The organism is Microvirga rosea (assembly GCF_020595095.1).
Classification (GTDB): domain Bacteria; phylum Pseudomonadota; class Alphaproteobacteria; order Rhizobiales; family Beijerinckiaceae; genus Microvirga; species Microvirga rosea.
Genome location: NZ_JAJDOP010000005.1, coordinates 110,686 through 125,643, shown reverse-complemented (window position 1 = coordinate 125,643; position 14,958 = coordinate 110,686). Strand labels below are relative to the sequence as shown.

The window sequence follows — 14,958 nt, the reverse complement described above, 5'->3', positions numbered from 1 at the left end:
AACCCTGTCTCGCATCATACGGAAGGAGGCCGAGCGGAATGGGGTGAAGTCCCTCGCCCCCGGCCATCTCGACCTTTTGGTGATCCGGCCCCTCCTTTTTCTAAAGCAAGACATTAAGATAAGCTCGGAAGACCTGAATCCGGGAAGAACGGGAAATGATGAACCGCATCCAGAAGCATGGCCTGCAGATCGCGCCGGCTCTCCATGACTTTATCACTGAGGAGACCCTTCAGGGAACGGGCATATCGCCGGAGTCATTCTGGAGCGGACTTGCTGGCCTCGTCCGGGATTTCGCACCGCGTAACCGCGCCCTCCTGGCAGTTCGCGACCAGCTCCAAGAGCAAATCGATGCCTATCATCGGGGAAGGTCAGGGCAGGCGTTCAATCGCGATCATTACGAGAACTTCCTGCGCGAGATCGGCTACCTGCGACCTGAACCGGAGACGTTCTCGGTCACGACCAGGAATGTCGATCGTGAGATCGCCGAAACGGCTGGCCCGCAGCTCGTCGTACCGGTTTCCAATGCCCGGTATGCCCTGAATGCCGCTAACGCCCGCTGGGGATCCCTCTACGACGCCTTGTATGGAACGGACGTTATTTCCGAGGATGAGGGTGCCGGAAAGGGAACGGGATACAACAAGATCCGAGGGGCCAAGGTTGTTGCGTGGGCGCGCGAATTTCTCGATCGCGCCGTGCCGCTGAAGATCGGAAGCCATAAAGATGCGGCGGCATATACGGTAGAGAATGGGGCGCTTCTTGTGCAGCTTCGTGGCGGCACCACAACGGAACTGTCCGATCCCGGGCAGTTTGCCGGATACCAGGGCGATCAAACCCATCCTTCCGGATTGTTGCTGCGCCATAACGGCCTGCACATGGATATTCGCATCGACCGCACAAGTCCGATCGGCGCAGAGGATCCGGCCGGCGTCGCGGATGTGCTTATGGAGGCTGCGCTATCGACGATCATGGATCTGGAAGACAGTGTCGCGGCTGTCGATGCCGACGACAAGGTCGAGGTTTATCGAACCTGGCTCGGACTTATGCGGGGCGACCTTGTCGAGACCTTTGAAAAAGGTGGTCGGACGATCGAGCGCCGTCTCAATGCGGATCGGATCTATACCGCCCCGGGTGGAGGCGAGGTCCGACTGCATGGGCGAAGCCTCATGCTTGTGCGCAATGTGGGGCACCACATGTTCACCGATGCTGTTCTCGACAGTGCAGGTGAGGAGATCCCGGAGACAATTCTTGATGCGGCCGTGACGGCGCTGATAGGTCTTCATGACCTGCATGGGGCCGGACCCTTCCGCAATAGCCGCACGGGCTCGATCTACATCGTGAAGCCCAAGATGCATGGGCCGGATGAGGTCGCGTTCGCCAATGATCTTTTTGCGGCCGTCGAGCAGATGCTGTCTCTGCCGCGAAACACCATCAAAATGGGAATCATGGACGAAGAGCGGCGCACGACTGTGAACCTCAGGGCCGCTATTCAGGCTGCATCGGAGAGAATCTTCTTCATCAACACGGGCTTCCTGGATCGAACCGGAGATGAGATCCACACTTCCATGGAAGCAGGTCCGATGATCCGCAAGAACGACATGAAGACGACTGCTTGGATCAAGGCCTATGAAGACAATAACGTCGATGTGGGCCTTGCCTGTGGGCTGCCCGGCAAAGCTCAGATCGGCAAGGGAATGTGGGCCGCGCCCGATAGGATGGCCGACATGCTTGCGCAGAAGGTTGGGCATCCGCGCTCGGGTGCCAACACGGCCTGGGTTCCATCTCCGACGGCCGCGACGCTGCATGCACTCCACTATCACGAGGTCGACGTGCAGGCGCGCCAGCAGGAGCTCAGGCAGCGCAGTCCCGCCAGGCTTGGCGATATTCTGACCATCCCCGTCTCGCAATCCAACTGGGCTCCCGAGGCGGTCCAGGAGGAGATCGACAACAATTGTCAGGGTATTCTCGGTTACGTCGTGCGTTGGGTCGATCAGGGCGTCGGCTGTTCCAAGGTTCCTGACATTCATGATGTCGGGCTCATGGAAGATCGCGCGACCTTGCGCATCTCAAGCCAGCATTTGGCCAACTGGCTGCGCCACGGTGTCGTGACGCAGGATCAGGTCATGCAGGCTCTGAGGCGAATGGCGGAGGTCGTCGACCGGCAGAACGCGGGCGATCCTCTCTATCGCCCAATGGCCCCCGGCTTCGATGGGCCTGCGTTTCAGGCTGCCTGCGATCTGATCTTCAAAGGCCGTGATCAACCCAACGGTTACACCGAGTGGATCCTTCACCAGCGCCGTCGCGAGGCAAAGGCCAAGGGGGCCGAGAACCGTCTCGATCAAAGCGGCGTTCGCACGGTCTGAATTAGACCCGTCCCGCGTGAAATCCGGTCGATCAGTCGGCGATGCCGGACGAGGCGGATTGATCGACCAGTGGATGCATGGCGTCAATCGCGCCGCTGATGAGATTGGCGCCGAGCAAACGCTCTGTCGTGAGCTCCGGATGAACAGGCGTAAGCCACTGGGGCAGTGACGCGATCCAGTCCTTCCTGGTGCGGGCGGCTGTGACGGCTTCCGCTTGATCGACCGCGCGGAATTGCAGGGTTCCGCCGGGGCGGATCTGCGCGAGCCGATCGAGATCGGCGCTAACGACGGTCGCAATTTTCGGGTAGCCTCCAGCCGTCTGACGGTCTCTCATCAACACGATGAGCTGACCGCTTCCTGGAACCTGGATATGCCCTTCGACGATGCCGTCGGAGACGATGTTGAACCCCTTTGCGTGCTCGATGCGCGGACCTGACAGCTGAAATCCCATACGATCGGCTTGCATGCTCACGGTGAAGGAGCAGGTGAGAAAAGTACGAATAGCCTCAGGGGTGAAGTAGTCGTCCTGTGGCCCCATGATGACCCGAATGGGCCCTTCGTCATCCGTGGGCGGAGCTGCCAGTTGCCGCAGCGATCCGGCCGGAGACGCAGCAAGACATGGCAATCTATCCCCGGCCCGAAGAAGCTCGCCGTCGAGACCACCCATCTTTGATCTCAAGTGAAACGAGAGACTCCCGAGTTGGGGAGAAATCGAGAAGCCGCCACCCACAGCGAGATAGGCGAATGTCCCGGCCTTCGCCGCGCTGATCTCCAGAGTTTCACCATCATTGAGATCGAAAGATGTTCGAGGAGGAATAAGCCGGCCCCCTACCGTCAGCGCGCATTCCGCTCCGGCTAAGGCAAGCTGAAGTTTTCCGCCGCTTGCCGTGAGGCTTCCTCCGAGATGCATGAACTCGATTGCCGCCAACTCCGGCGGATTGCCGACCAAGGCATTCGCCATCGCCAGTGCCCGCCGGTCCATGGCTCCCGATGGGGAGACGCCGAAGCGCTGATACCCGAAACGCCCATGATCCTGAAGCGACGTCATGGGCCCGCAGGAGTTGACGACGAGCTCCGTCATGGCGCGACGAGCTCCGCAACCGGCTCACCGGCCAGGGCCGCCTGTTCCATCTCCTTCCAAAGGGCCGGATCCTTGGGGTCGAAGACGATTTCATCGCCAGCGGCGAACAGGAAGGCGGGCTCACGCTCCGGCGCATAGCTTCGGACAGGCGTTCGACCCAAGATGTGCCATCCGCTGGGACACTCGATGGAAGAGACCGCGGCTTGGGCTCCGCCGATGATGATCGAGCCCGAGGGGATATGGGCCCTCGGCTGCGTTCGACGCGGTGTCGCAAGGCGAGCGTCGAGGCCACCCAGATAGGCGAAGCCCGGCATGAAGCCGATCATGTAGATACGATAGATAGGTTCGCAGTGAAGAGAGATGACAGCCTCGGGAGAAAGCCCATGACGCTCTGACACCTCCTCGAGATCCATTCCATAGGATCCGCCATAGAAAACCGGGACTTTCCAGCGACGACCTGTGGAGGCCTCAGGGTGCAGATGTTTCGCAGCGTCCAGCAACGCTCTTGTCAAGACGTCATAGTCGACGAGGGTGGGATCAAAATGAACCAGCAGGGAGCGATATGTCGGCACGGTTTCCCTAAGGCCGACCGGGGGGCTGGCCCGCAGGGAGGCATCGAGGGCAAGCACTTTGTCGTTGAGGTCTGCATCGATGCTGCTTCCGAACTCGATCGACAGCGCAGTGTCGCCACAGGGAAGGATTCTCGGTTCCTGCACAATGATCCTGCCGTAAGACATTATTGCCGCAAGTCGGCCATCCCACATCGGAGCGCTAGGTTCAATGGTAGCATCTCATCGCAGGATTGCGAAAAGAGCATGCCGACGCATGACCATTGGGAACACTGGCACGTGCCCGTCCCCGTGGACTCCCGCCCTGAGACTGCTTCATGGTATGCCACTTCTCACCTGAGACCGTCATCAGCATATCGGGAGAAAACTTCATGACCTTGAAATCCAAGACGGCCGTCGTCACGGGCTCGACGAGCGGCATCGGCCTTTCGATCGCGCGGGCCTTCGCCAAGGAGGGGGCATCTATCGTCCTGAACGGTTTCGGGGCACCCGAGGAGGTCGAAAAGGCCCGCAAGGCGATCGAGAGCGAGTTCGGCGTCAAGGCCATTCATTCCGCGGCCGACATGACAAAGCCTGAAGAGATCGCAGGGATGATCCGTCTTGCCGAGGAAACCTTCGGAAGCGTTGACATTCTGGTGAACAACGCCGGTATTCAGTTCGTGTCGCCCATCGAGAACTTTCCGGTCGAGAAATGGGATCAGATCATCGCGATCAATCTCTCCTCGGCCTTTCATGCCATCCGCGCGGCGCTGCCAGGGATGAAGGCTCGCAAGTGGGGCCGGATCATCAATACGGCCTCGGCCCACTCCCTGGTGGCATCGCCCTTCAAATCGGCATATGTGGCTGCCAAGCATGGAATCGCCGGCCTGACGAAGACCGCAGCGCTGGAGACGGCGACTTTCGGGATCACAGTGAACTGCATCAGCCCAGGCTATGTCTGGACCCCGCTCGTCGAAAAGCAGATCCCGGACACCATGAAAGCCCGCAACATGACCAAAGAACAGGTCATCAACGACGTTCTGCTGGAGGCGCAGCCGACCAAGCAATTCGTCACCACGGAGCAGGTCGCGGCGCTGGCTGTCTTTCTCTGCACCGATGCGGCGAGCCAGATCACCGGCGCGAATCTTTCCATGGATGGCGGCTGGACCGCCGAGTAGGCCCGAGCCTCGGGCTTCGCGAGGGCCTTAGACCCTCGCGAAAGCATCCGTCGTTTCAATGAGGTGGTGCAGGATTCCGGGCTCGGTAAAGGCATGTCCGGCATCGTCGACCATAATAAACTTGGCCTCCGGCCAAGCCCTGTGCAGAGCCCAGGCGGTCGCAGGTGGCGTGGCGATGTCATAACGCCCTTGGACGATGACGCCTGGGATGCTCTTCAGGCGTCCGGCATTGCGAAGAAGCTGGTCTTCTTCGAAAAAGCCCTCGTTGACGAAATAGTGGTTCTCGATGCGGGCGAAGGCCAATGCGTAGTGGTCATCTCCGAACTGATCCGAGTAATCTTGGCTCGGCAGAAGCGTGATCGTTTCACCCTCCCACAAGCTCCAGGCTTTCGCAGCCTGCCGTTGAACAGCCGGGTCGGGGTCCGTGAGACGCTTGCGATACGCGGAAATCAGGTCGCCCCGCTCCTCCGGCGGGATAGGGGCCAGAAAACCTTCCCATTTTTCCGGGAACATCCAGGAAGCACCTTCCTGGTAATACCAGAGAAGCTCCGCTCGCCTTAAGGTGAAGATCCCTCGCAGGACGAGTTCGCTGACATGCTCAGGGTGGGTTTGAGCATAAGCGAGAGCAAGGGTGCTCCCCCAGGAGCCGCCGAAAACCATCCATGTTTCGGCTCCGATCATCGTGCGGAGCCGCTCGATGTCGGCGACCAGGTGCCAAGTCGTATTGGCCTCCAGGCTGGCATAAGGAGTCGAACGCCCGCAGCCCCGCTGGTCGAAAAGCAGGATCTTGTATTTATCCGGATCAAATAAGCGTCGTTGAGACGGTGAGCATCCGCCTCCGGGGCCGCCATGCAGGAAAACGACGGGCTTCCCGTTGGGATTGCCGCACAATTCCCAATAAACCTTATGCCCGTCACCAACGTCGAGCCAACCATGATCGTAGGGTTCGATGGCAGGATACAATGTACGCACGGTCAAGCTCCATGATGCCCACCTTTCATAGCCCAGCTCCAGGAGATCTGTCAGCTGCCGCAGGGTCAAATTGAGCCGGCTTAGAGACTGGAGTATAAGTCTTTCAGGGCAGTAGCGTGTCGTCTGACTGTCATATAACTTTGCAACTGGGGAACACGGGCCGAACCCGGACCACTTTGGAGGATTATGATGTTGACCAAACGCGCCAGCCTGAAGCTGGCTACGGCTTTCGCCGCTCTGATGATCGCCGGCGGCGCACAAGCCGCCGAGAAGCTCCGCCTCCTCACCTGGGCGGATTATGCGCCGGCCGAAGTTGTCCAGCAATTCACCAAGGAAACGGGAATCGAGGTTGAGATCACGCTCTCCAATAACGAGGAGATGATCTCCAAGCTTCGTGCCACGCAAGGTGCAGGTTTCGACCTCGTCCAGCCCAGTCAGGACCGCATCGCCGGCCCGCAGCAGGAGTTCGGCATCTATAAGCCGCTGGATCTGGCGAAGTTGAAGTCCGACCTCTTTATCGCCTCGATGTTGGAAGCGACGAAGAAGAACACGACGGTGGACGGCAAGGTCTACGGTGTTCCTCACATCTGGGGAACCGACGGTCTCGTGGTCAACACCAAGGCCGCGCCGAGCGTGGCCGATTATCCGGATCTCTGCAGCCAGGCCGTTGCCGGCAAGGCGAGCTTCCGGGCCAAGCGTCCAACCCTGATCGCTTTCGCATTCGCCAATGGAATGGACCCCTTCGCGGCTTACAAGGACCAGAAGGAGTACGCCGCCCTGATGGAGAAGGTCGGCGCAAAGCTCGCCGAATGCAAAAAGAACGTGAAGTTCTTCTGGGACGGTAAGGACCAGCTTCTGAATGCTCTGCGGTCCGGCGAGGTTGTGGCCGCAATGGCTTGGGATACCGGCGGCTGGAAGCTGAACTCCGAAAACCCGGACATCAAGTTCGTCGCGCCGAAGTCAGGTGCGCTGGGTTGGGTCGATACTTTCGCGATTCCCGCGAAGGGCCGTAATGACGACGCAGCCTATAAGTGGATCAACTTCAACATGCGTCCGGAGATTGCCGCGAAGGTTGCTGCGTCTGCCGGCAACTTCACCGCTTCCAATGGCGCCGACAAGCTGATGCAGGGCAAGCTGAAGGACCAGTTCGCCGAAAGCTTCCCGAAGGCGGCGATCGACAACATCAAGTGGTACCCGGCCGTACCGGCCGGCATCGAAGAGATCGAAGGAAAGGTTCTCGACCGCCTCAAGGCCGGCTCCTAACTCCCCTGATGTACAGATCATCCCCCGGCATGACCGGGGGATGACTCTTTTATGCGTGCAGCCATGGCCCCATCCAGCGATCTCGATCTCCTTTCCGTCACCAAGAAGTTCGGCTCACATTCCGCCGTCGACGACGTGTCTTTCTCGGTGACCCAGGGGGACTTCTTTTCCATTCTTGGCCCTTCCGGATGCGGTAAGACCACCCTGATGCGAATGATCGCCGGGTTCGAGCATCCGACCTCCGGCGATATTCGCATTCGGGGCAAATCGATGGTCGGCGTTCCGGCCAATCGGCGCCCGGTCAACATGGTGTTCCAGAGCCTCGCCCTCTTTCCCATGATGAATGTCGGCGAGAATGTCGCGTATGGCCTCACTTGCAGAGGCGTCGGCAAAGCGGAAGCCGAGCAGCGCGCGAACCGGATGCTGGAACGTGTGGGCCTGAAGGGCTTTGCGGAGCGCCGGGTGACCGCCTTATCGGGAGGGCAACGGCAACGCGTGGCAATCGCCCGCTGCCTTGTTCTGGAACCGACGCTGGTTCTGCTCGACGAGCCGTTGGGCGCCCTCGATCTCAAGCTTCGCGAACATATGAAGATCGAGCTGAAGCAGCTGCAGAGCACCTTCAACACGACATTTGTATACATCACACATGATCAATCCGAGGCCTTGGTCATGTCCGATCGCATTGCCGTGATGAACCAGGGACGTTTTGAGCAGGTGGGAAGCCCGCGCGAGCTCTACCATCACCCCGCGACGCCCTTTGTCGCGAGCTTCGTGGGTGAAACCAATCGTTGGACAGGCGAGGGCACAGGAGGCACCCGTATCCGTCTCGCGTCAGGTGGTGAGGTTCAGGGTGTCGAACTCTCTCATGCCAAGTCCGTTGTCTGCTTCGTTCGTCCAGAAGCGATCGCGCTGTCGTCGAGCGAGGAAAGCCTGTCGTCGCTTCCCAATCGCTTTGCCGGCCGGGTATCGGCGGTCCTGTTCGACGGCGCCAATTCCAGCCTGCTTGTCGAGGCGCCGGGCTTCGAACAGCCCCTCCGTGCGGTGCTGCCTCAAGCCGGACCACTCGCCGGCATCGAGGTCGGAGCGCCTGTTCATATTGGCTGGACGGCGGACGCCATGAGGGTGTTCGCTGCATGATGCCGGCTCGCAAGCTCGCTCTTTTCCTTCTCTTGGCACCGGCTGTTCTCTGGCTCGGACTGTTGATCCTTCTCCCGCATGTGGAGATCCTCATTCTGTCCTTCAGCGAGCGGGTGGGACCAAGAGTCTACGCCTTCGGTCTTGGTAACTACCTCGAGTTCTTTACCGAGCCCCTGTACTGGCGGACCTTCGCGCGGACGGCCGTCATGTCGATCCTCGTCACGGCGCTGACTCTCGTTCTTGCCTTTCCGATTGCGCTTTATATCGCGCGTGTCGCCCAAGGTCGCCTGAAGGCGATGCTTCTTCTCCTGTGTCTTCTGCCTTTCTGGGTCTCGGAACTCGTGCGGACCTTGGGATGGATGATGCTGCTGCGCGAGACCGGCCTGATCTCCTACCTGCTCCAACGGGTGGGTCTCGCCAGCCAGCCGGTGGAAATGCTCTACAATGACGGCGCGGTTATCCTCGGGCTTGTTTATGGAGGGCTTCTCTTCATGATCGTGCCGCTTGCAAATGCACTGGAGAGCCTCGAGCCTTCTGTGGTCGAAGCGGGGTATGATCTTGGCGGAAGCCGATGGACGGTCTTGCGCCGGATCGTCATCCCTCATGCGACTCCTGGTATCGTCGCAGGGTCGATCATCGTATTCATGCTGACCGTCGGAAACTTCGCGACGCCGGTTCTGCTTGGAGGAAAGAACGGCCTCTGGTTCACGGAGCAGATCTATGCCCAGTTCATTACACGCTTCAACTGGCCGCAGGGGGCTGCTTTCGGAATGCTTCTGCTCGTGCTGTCATCGGTCATCGTATGGCTTGGATTGCGCCTGAGCGGTCAAAGCCTTGGAACCACCTTGCGGCAGGCTTGATCCATGAGCAAAGCTCCTCTTGTCTGGAAGCTCTATATCGCGGCGTTTTACATCTTCCTGTTTGCGCCGCTGCTTGTCGTCGCGATCTTTGCCTTCAATGCAAGCGCCTTTCCGTCCCCGCCCTGGAAGGGAGGGACACTGGAATGGTTCATTGGCAGCGGTGCTGTCTTTGGGAAACCAGGCGTCCTCATGGACCCGATTTGGCTCACGAGCATCGGCAACAGCTTGAAGGTTGCGGTGCCGGTGGCCGTTCTGGCCGTTCTTCTGGGCACGATCAACGCATGGGTCCTGGAGCGGGCGGAGTTTCGCGGGAAGACGATCGTCGCCATGATGATGCTTTGGCCGCTGGTCATTCCCGGGGTCATCCTCGGTATTTCTATCCTGGCGTTCTTCTCCCGCGTGGCAAACGGTCTTGAGGAGCTTCTTCAGACGGATCTCGATCCGCTGCGGCCGGGGCTGCCACTCGTTGTTCTCGGTCAGCTGTCGTTCATTCTGACGATCGCTACCTTGATCATCGCAGCGCGGCTGCGCAAATTCGACCGCTCGCTCGAGGAAGCGGCACTCGACCTCGGCGCGAGCCGTTCACGTGTCCTGCGCACGGTCACACTGCCCTTCTTGAGGCCGGCCTTGGTTGGAGCTGGGCTGGTGGCGCTTCTGATGTCGTTTGAGAATTTCAACACGACACTGATGCTGGTCGGCTCCGATCCGCCCCTGCCGATCACCATGTATGGGCAGATGCGTGAAGGGGCGACCCCCGCCATCAACGCCGTCAGCCTCTTGCTCATGCTGGGTGTCGGGGGGATCGCCAGTCTCTTCGCGCTGACTTCGAAAGCTCAGAGCTGAGGCGCTGTTAGGCGCCCCAGGTCCGCTCCAGCACATTGAGCCAATTTTCGTAGCAGAGCTTGCGAAGGGTCGCTTCGTCGTAGCCGTGCTTGCGCATGGCTTCGACCAGACGTGGGAGCCCGCGGGCGTCGCCGATCTCCGCCGGGATCGTCGCTCCGTCGAAATCGGAGCCCAAGCCAACGCCGTCGACACCGACTTGAGCGATGAGGTGATCCATGTGGCGGATCATCTCTTCCAGGGTGGTGTTCTCACTCCGCTGGCCGTCAGCCCGAATGAAGGATGTCGCGAAGTTCACTCCGACCATGCCGCGACTCTCGCGGATAGCCGCCAGTTGTTTGTCCGTGAGGTTGCGCGAATGCGGACAGATGGCATGAGCATTTGAATGCGTCGCAACAAGCGGCGCATCGCTCAGCTTCACCACATCCCAGAAACCCTTCTCATTGAGGTGGGACAGATCGATCATGATCTTGAGCCGATTGCAGGCCCGGATCAGCTCCTTGCCGAGTTCCGTCAATCCCGGACCTGTATCAGGGCTTGAAGGATAGCTGAACGGCACGCCATGTCCGAAGATATTGGAGCGACTCCAGACCGGACCGATCGAGCGCAGGCCACTGCCATGAAGCACGTCCAGCATATATAGATCGCCGTCGATGCCCTCAGCGCCCTCGATATGCAGAATTGCCGCGAGCGAGCCGGTCTTCAGGCATTGCCGGATGTCTGCGGCAGAGCGACAAACCTTCACCTTGCCGTCCGACGCGCGCTCGATGCGCAGCAGCAGGGAGGCCATGTGAACGGTGATCTTCTGGCTCGGCTCCAATCGGAGCGGCTCCGGCAGAGGGATGTCGTATTGCGGGCGGGTCATCAGCTCGTCCACATCGAGGCTTCCGCCTTCGGACGGCACGTAGACCGCGAAGAAGCCTCCGGCGAATCCACCTTCTTTCATCCGGGGGAGATCGAGATGGCCGATATTGTCACCCTCGAGGAACGCCTTCTCAGGCTGAATCTTGCCGCGCATCAAGCGCAGCAGAACGTCGTTATGACCGTCAAAGACCGGCATCAGGGTAGAAGAGGACATGGGCTCACGCTGAAGGGTTGGACAATGAACTAAAGGGCGGCGGAAGCGGTCTTGACCGTATCTCTTGAAAAGCCACGGCTCGCTTCGATCAGTTCCTGCGTATAAGCATTGGACGCCCTGCCGGTGCGAAGGGCCACTGCCGTGGTTTCCTCCACCCCCTCGCCATGACGCATGACGAGAAGGCGTTCGCACAGATGCGCCACAACCGCGAGATCGTGGCTAACCAGAATATAGGTCAGACCCATCTTCCGGCGCAGTTCGTCGAGGAGGTTCAAGATCTCCGCCTGCACGGACGCATCGAGTGCCGATGTAGGCTCGTCGAGAAGCAGAACCTTCGGCCGCAGAATCAGAGCGCGGGCGATCGCGATGCGCTGCCGCTGTCCGCCTGAAAGCTGATGCGGGTAGCGGAAACGGAACGAGGGACCCAGTCCGACTTCGCGGAGGGCCTGGAGAATGCGCACTTCCGCATCCCGCTCGCCATGAATTGCCAGCGGCTCCGAAAGGGTGCGGTCGACCGTGTGGCGTGGATGAAGCGACGCGTAAGGGTCCTGAAACACCATTTGTACGGTGCGGTAGAACGCCTTGTCGCGCGGCTCCTTGACTTCCTTGCCGTCCACGAAAACCTGTCCGGCCGAGATAGGCGCGAGGCCGCAGATCGCCCGCAGGACGGTCGACTTGCCCGATCCGGATTCGCCAACAAGGCCATAGGCTGCGCCAGCTTCCACATGGAAGCTGACATCCTTGACCGCATCGACGCGCAGATGACCCGTTCCATAGACGACTTTGAGTTTTTGAATATCGAGCATCGGATCTTTACAGAGCCCAAGCAGGGTCGCGGTTGAGAGTCGGGAGCGGGCGGACATCATCAGCCAGGGTCGGAAGGCAACGCATGAGACCCTGCGTATACGGATGCTTCGCTTCGCGGAGGTTTTTTGCCTCGAGCTCCTCGACCACGCGACCCGCATACATCACCAAGACACGGTCGCAGAAGGACGAAACGAGCTTCAAATCGTGCGAAATGAAGATCAGGCCCATCCCGCGTTCCGAGACGAGTTCGTCAAGAATACGCAGAACCTCCATCGAGACCGTGACGTCGAGCGCCGAGGTGGGCTCGTCCGCGATCAGCAGATCAGGTTCCGTGACGAGCATCATGGCGATCATGGCCCGTTGGCCCATGCCACCTGAAACTTCGTGAGGATAAAGCTCGAAGACCCGAGCCGGATTGCGCATCTTCACCGCTTCCAGCATCGCAAGAGCCCGATCGCGCGCTTCGCTCCGGCTCGCCGATTTGGCATGAGCCCGATAAGCTTCGATGATCTGCTCTCCGATGGTCATAACAGGATTGAGCGAGTACTTCGGATCCTGCATCACCATGGAGATGCGGCCGCCACGCAGATGGCGCAAGGTCCGCCTCGACGCCGTGAGCAGATCGATTCCGTCAAACGTCAGGCGCTTGGCGGTCACTTCACCGGGAGGCGGCGTCAATCCCAGGATGGCGCGGCCCGTCTGCGATTTTCCGGATCCGGATTCGCCCACGATTCCGAGCCGTTCCCGGCCGAGCTGGAATGAAACGCCCCGTACCGCCTCGACAGTACCGGTGCGCAGGTGGAATCGGACCCTCAGGTCCTCGACTTCAAGCAGCGGTGTGGTCATTTCGCAGCCTTCGGATCGAGTACGTCACGCAGGCCGTCGCCGAGCAGATTGAAGCCCAGGCTGACGACGAAGATCGCAAGGCCCGGCATGGCCGCGACCCACCACTGGTCGATCAGGTAATTCCGGCCTGTCGCCACCATCGCGCCCCATTCCGGCATGGGTGGTTGTGCTCCAAGACCCAGGAAGCCCAGCCCGGCGGCCGTAAGGATGATTCCGGCCATGTCGAGCGTCACACGGACGATGACGGAGGAGATGCAGAGAGGGATCACGTGGCCGAAGATGATCCGCGGCGTGGATGCGCCTTGGAGCTTCACGGCGGCGATGAAGTCGCTGTTTCGAATGGTGAGCGTTTCCGCGCGCGCGATGCGAGCATAGGGGGGCCACGAGGTAATCGATATGGCGATGATCGCGTTCTCGATACCGGGTCCCAGCGCCGCCACGAAAGCGAGAGCCAGGATCAGTCTCGGAAACGCAAGAAAGATATCGGTGATCCGCATCAGGACCGTGTCGATCCATCCGCCGTGATATCCCGCGACGGTGCCGATCATGACGCCGATCGGGGTCGCGATCACCGCAACGAGCATGACGACCCAGAGCGTGATCCGCGATCCGTAGACCACGCGGGAGAAGATGTCGCGACCTTGATCGTCCGTACCGAACCAGAATGTGCCGCTCGGCGGCAACAGACGTTCGGTTCGCAAATCGCCTCCGGCCACGGGGGAGTAGGGCGCGATCAAAGGCGCCAAGATCGCCACGAGGACCAGCAGGATGACAATGGCAAGGCCAAGGACCGCAAGCGGATTCTTCGTAAAGGCTCGCCAGCCGAGATAGCCGCGTCCAAGACGCGCCTGCCAGCGGGAGGCGGGCTCGGAGGAGAGAAGCCAGGCCTGGAGCCCGGATGGTTGGGGAAGGGGAGGGGCGCCGGCCATTAGCGGGTCCTCGGATCGAGCAGACGATAAAGCAGGTCGGACACGAGATTGAGCAGCACGAAGACGGTGCCGATCACGATTGTTCCGCCGAGAACGGCGTTCATGTCCGCATTCTGCAGGGAGTTGGTGATGTACTGGCCAAGACCTGGCCACGCGAAGACCGTCTCGGTGAGAACGGAGCCTTCGAGCAGGTTGGCATAGGAGAGCGCAATCACCGTGATGAGAGGCACCGCCGCATTGCGCAGAGCATGACGCCAGATCACCCGAAATTCCGACAATCCTTTGACCCGTGCGGCGATCACGTATTCCTGCGCGAGCTCGTTGAGCATGAATGAACGCGTCATGCGGCTGATATATGCCAGCGAGAAGTAGCCGAGCAGGCAGGCGGGAAGAAGCACGTGCGAGACCGCATCCCAGAATGCATCCATCTGGCCCTGCAGAAGGGTATCGATGAGGACGATGCCTGTGACGGGGGTATAGAGATAGGAATAAGTGACATCGATGCGTCCGGGACCCGCAACCCACCCGAGCTTCGCATAGAAGAACAGAAGGCCCATGAGGCCGAGCCAGAAAATAGGGATGGAATAGCCGACGAGACCCAGGAAGCGGACGACCTGATCGATGAGCGTTCCACGTCTCACGGCTGCCAGAACACCGAGCGGAATGCCGATGAGGGTGCCGATGATGGTACCGAGGGTCGCCAGTTCAAGGGTCGCCGGGAACACATTGGCAATATCCGTCATCACCGGATTGGTCGTGAGAACGGAATTGCCGAAATCACCCGTCACCGCTTTCTTCACGTAGATGGCGAATTGTTCGATGAGCGGCTTGTCGAGGCCGAGTTCAGCGCGCGCTCGCTCATAGACCTGCGGCGGAGCCCGATCGCCCACGATGGCGATGACCGGATCGATGGGAACCACGCGCCCGATAAAGAACGTGACGGCGATAAGCCCCAGGAGTGTCGTCACCAGAACGACGACGAACTGAGCGGCTCTCTTAAGGAAGGAGCGGAGAGCACTTGCGTGCTCTCCGCCCCGGCTTGTGACTGCAGAAACCATT

Annotated in this window: 14 protein-coding genes; 6 read left to right on the top strand and 8 right to left on the bottom strand. The window is 60.1% G+C overall.

Annotated features, from left to right (window positions below; all coding sequences use genetic code 11):
• Window positions 1-158 precede the first annotated feature (158 nt).
• Window positions 159-2,360: a malate synthase G gene (locus tag LJD17_RS14545; protein WP_227385205.1), complete on the top strand. Its 2,202-nt coding sequence runs from the start codon at window positions 159-161 to the stop codon at window positions 2,358-2,360.
• Window positions 2,361-2,391: 31 nt separating this feature from the next.
• On the opposite strand, the gene LJD17_RS14540 is transcribed toward LJD17_RS14545, so the two are convergent.
• A complete protein-coding gene (locus LJD17_RS14540; protein ID WP_227384906.1) occupies window positions 2,392-3,441 on the bottom strand; it encodes a 5-oxoprolinase subunit C family protein in 1,050 nt (349 codons plus the stop codon).
• The gene (pxpB, locus tag LJD17_RS14535; protein ID WP_406600815.1) at window positions 3,438-4,157 is read right to left on the bottom strand and encodes a 5-oxoprolinase subunit PxpB; all 720 of its coding nucleotides are present in this window, start codon (window positions 4,155-4,157) and stop codon (window positions 3,438-3,440) included. Before pxpB ends, LJD17_RS14540 begins: the two co-directional genes overlap by 4 nt.
• Window positions 4,158-4,381: 224 nt before the next feature.
• On the opposite strand from pxpB, the gene LJD17_RS14530 reads away from it, so the two are divergent.
• Window positions 4,382-5,167 carry a 3-hydroxybutyrate dehydrogenase gene (locus tag LJD17_RS14530; protein ID WP_227384904.1) on the top strand — a complete coding sequence of 262 codons (786 nt, stop codon included), beginning with the start codon at window positions 4,382-4,384 and terminating at the stop codon, window positions 5,165-5,167.
• A gap of 27 nt (window positions 5,168-5,194) precedes the next feature.
• Here the strand turns inward: LJD17_RS14530 and pip are convergent, their stop codons facing one another.
• Window positions 5,195-6,145: a prolyl aminopeptidase gene (gene pip, locus LJD17_RS14525; protein WP_227384903.1), complete on the bottom strand. Its 951-nt coding sequence runs from the start codon at window positions 6,143-6,145 to the stop codon at window positions 5,195-5,197.
• Window positions 6,146-6,325: 180 nt separating this feature from the next.
• Between pip and LJD17_RS14520 the strand changes: the two genes are divergently transcribed.
• Genes LJD17_RS14520 through LJD17_RS14505 form a run of 4 tightly spaced genes read left to right on the top strand, consistent with a single transcriptional unit; the run spans window position 6,326 to window position 10,242 of the window.
• Window positions 6,326-7,402 carry an extracellular solute-binding protein gene (locus LJD17_RS14520; protein ID WP_227384902.1) on the top strand — a complete coding sequence of 359 codons (1,077 nt, stop codon included), beginning with the start codon at window positions 6,326-6,328 and terminating at the stop codon, window positions 7,400-7,402.
• A 51-nt stretch (window positions 7,403-7,453) separates the two neighbouring features.
• A complete protein-coding gene (locus LJD17_RS14515; RefSeq protein ID WP_406600814.1) occupies window positions 7,454-8,539 on the top strand; it encodes an ABC transporter ATP-binding protein in 1,086 nt (361 codons plus the stop codon).
• Window positions 8,536-9,399 (top strand): ABC transporter permease, encoded by an 864-nt coding sequence (locus tag LJD17_RS14510; RefSeq protein WP_227384901.1) that lies wholly within the window; start codon window positions 8,536-8,538, stop codon window positions 9,397-9,399. The genes LJD17_RS14515 and LJD17_RS14510 overlap by 4 nt, the downstream gene beginning before the upstream one ends.
• A gap of 3 nt (window positions 9,400-9,402) precedes the next feature.
• A complete protein-coding gene (locus LJD17_RS14505) occupies window positions 9,403-10,242 on the top strand; it encodes an ABC transporter permease (RefSeq protein ID WP_227384900.1) in 840 nt (279 codons plus the stop codon).
• 7 nt (window positions 10,243-10,249) lie between these two features.
• Here LJD17_RS14505 and LJD17_RS14500 read toward each other — a convergent pair whose 3' ends face one another.
• The 5 genes from LJD17_RS14500 to LJD17_RS14480 are packed head-to-tail and all read right to left on the bottom strand — an operon-like array spanning window position 10,250 to window position 14,957.
• Window positions 10,250-11,317 carry a dipeptidase gene (locus LJD17_RS14500; RefSeq protein ID WP_227384899.1) on the bottom strand — a complete coding sequence of 356 codons (1,068 nt, stop codon included), beginning with the start codon at window positions 11,315-11,317 and terminating at the stop codon, window positions 10,250-10,252.
• Window positions 11,318-11,346: 29 nt separating this feature from the next.
• A complete protein-coding gene (locus LJD17_RS14495; protein WP_227384898.1) occupies window positions 11,347-12,123 on the bottom strand; it encodes an ABC transporter ATP-binding protein in 777 nt (258 codons plus the stop codon).
• Between the two features lie 7 nt (window positions 12,124-12,130).
• Window positions 12,131-12,970, bottom strand: a complete 840-nt coding sequence (locus LJD17_RS14490; protein ID WP_227384897.1) for an ABC transporter ATP-binding protein — start codon at window positions 12,968-12,970, stop codon at window positions 12,131-12,133.
• Window positions 12,967-13,899, bottom strand: a complete 933-nt coding sequence (gene nikC, locus LJD17_RS14485; protein ID WP_227384896.1) for a nickel transporter permease — start codon at window positions 13,897-13,899, stop codon at window positions 12,967-12,969. The genes LJD17_RS14490 and nikC overlap by 4 nt, the downstream gene beginning before the upstream one ends.
• Window positions 13,899-14,957, bottom strand: a complete 1,059-nt coding sequence (locus LJD17_RS14480; RefSeq protein ID WP_227384895.1) for an ABC transporter permease — start codon at window positions 14,955-14,957, stop codon at window positions 13,899-13,901. The genes nikC and LJD17_RS14480 overlap by 1 nt, the downstream gene beginning before the upstream one ends.
• Window position 14,958: the final 1 nt, after the last annotated feature.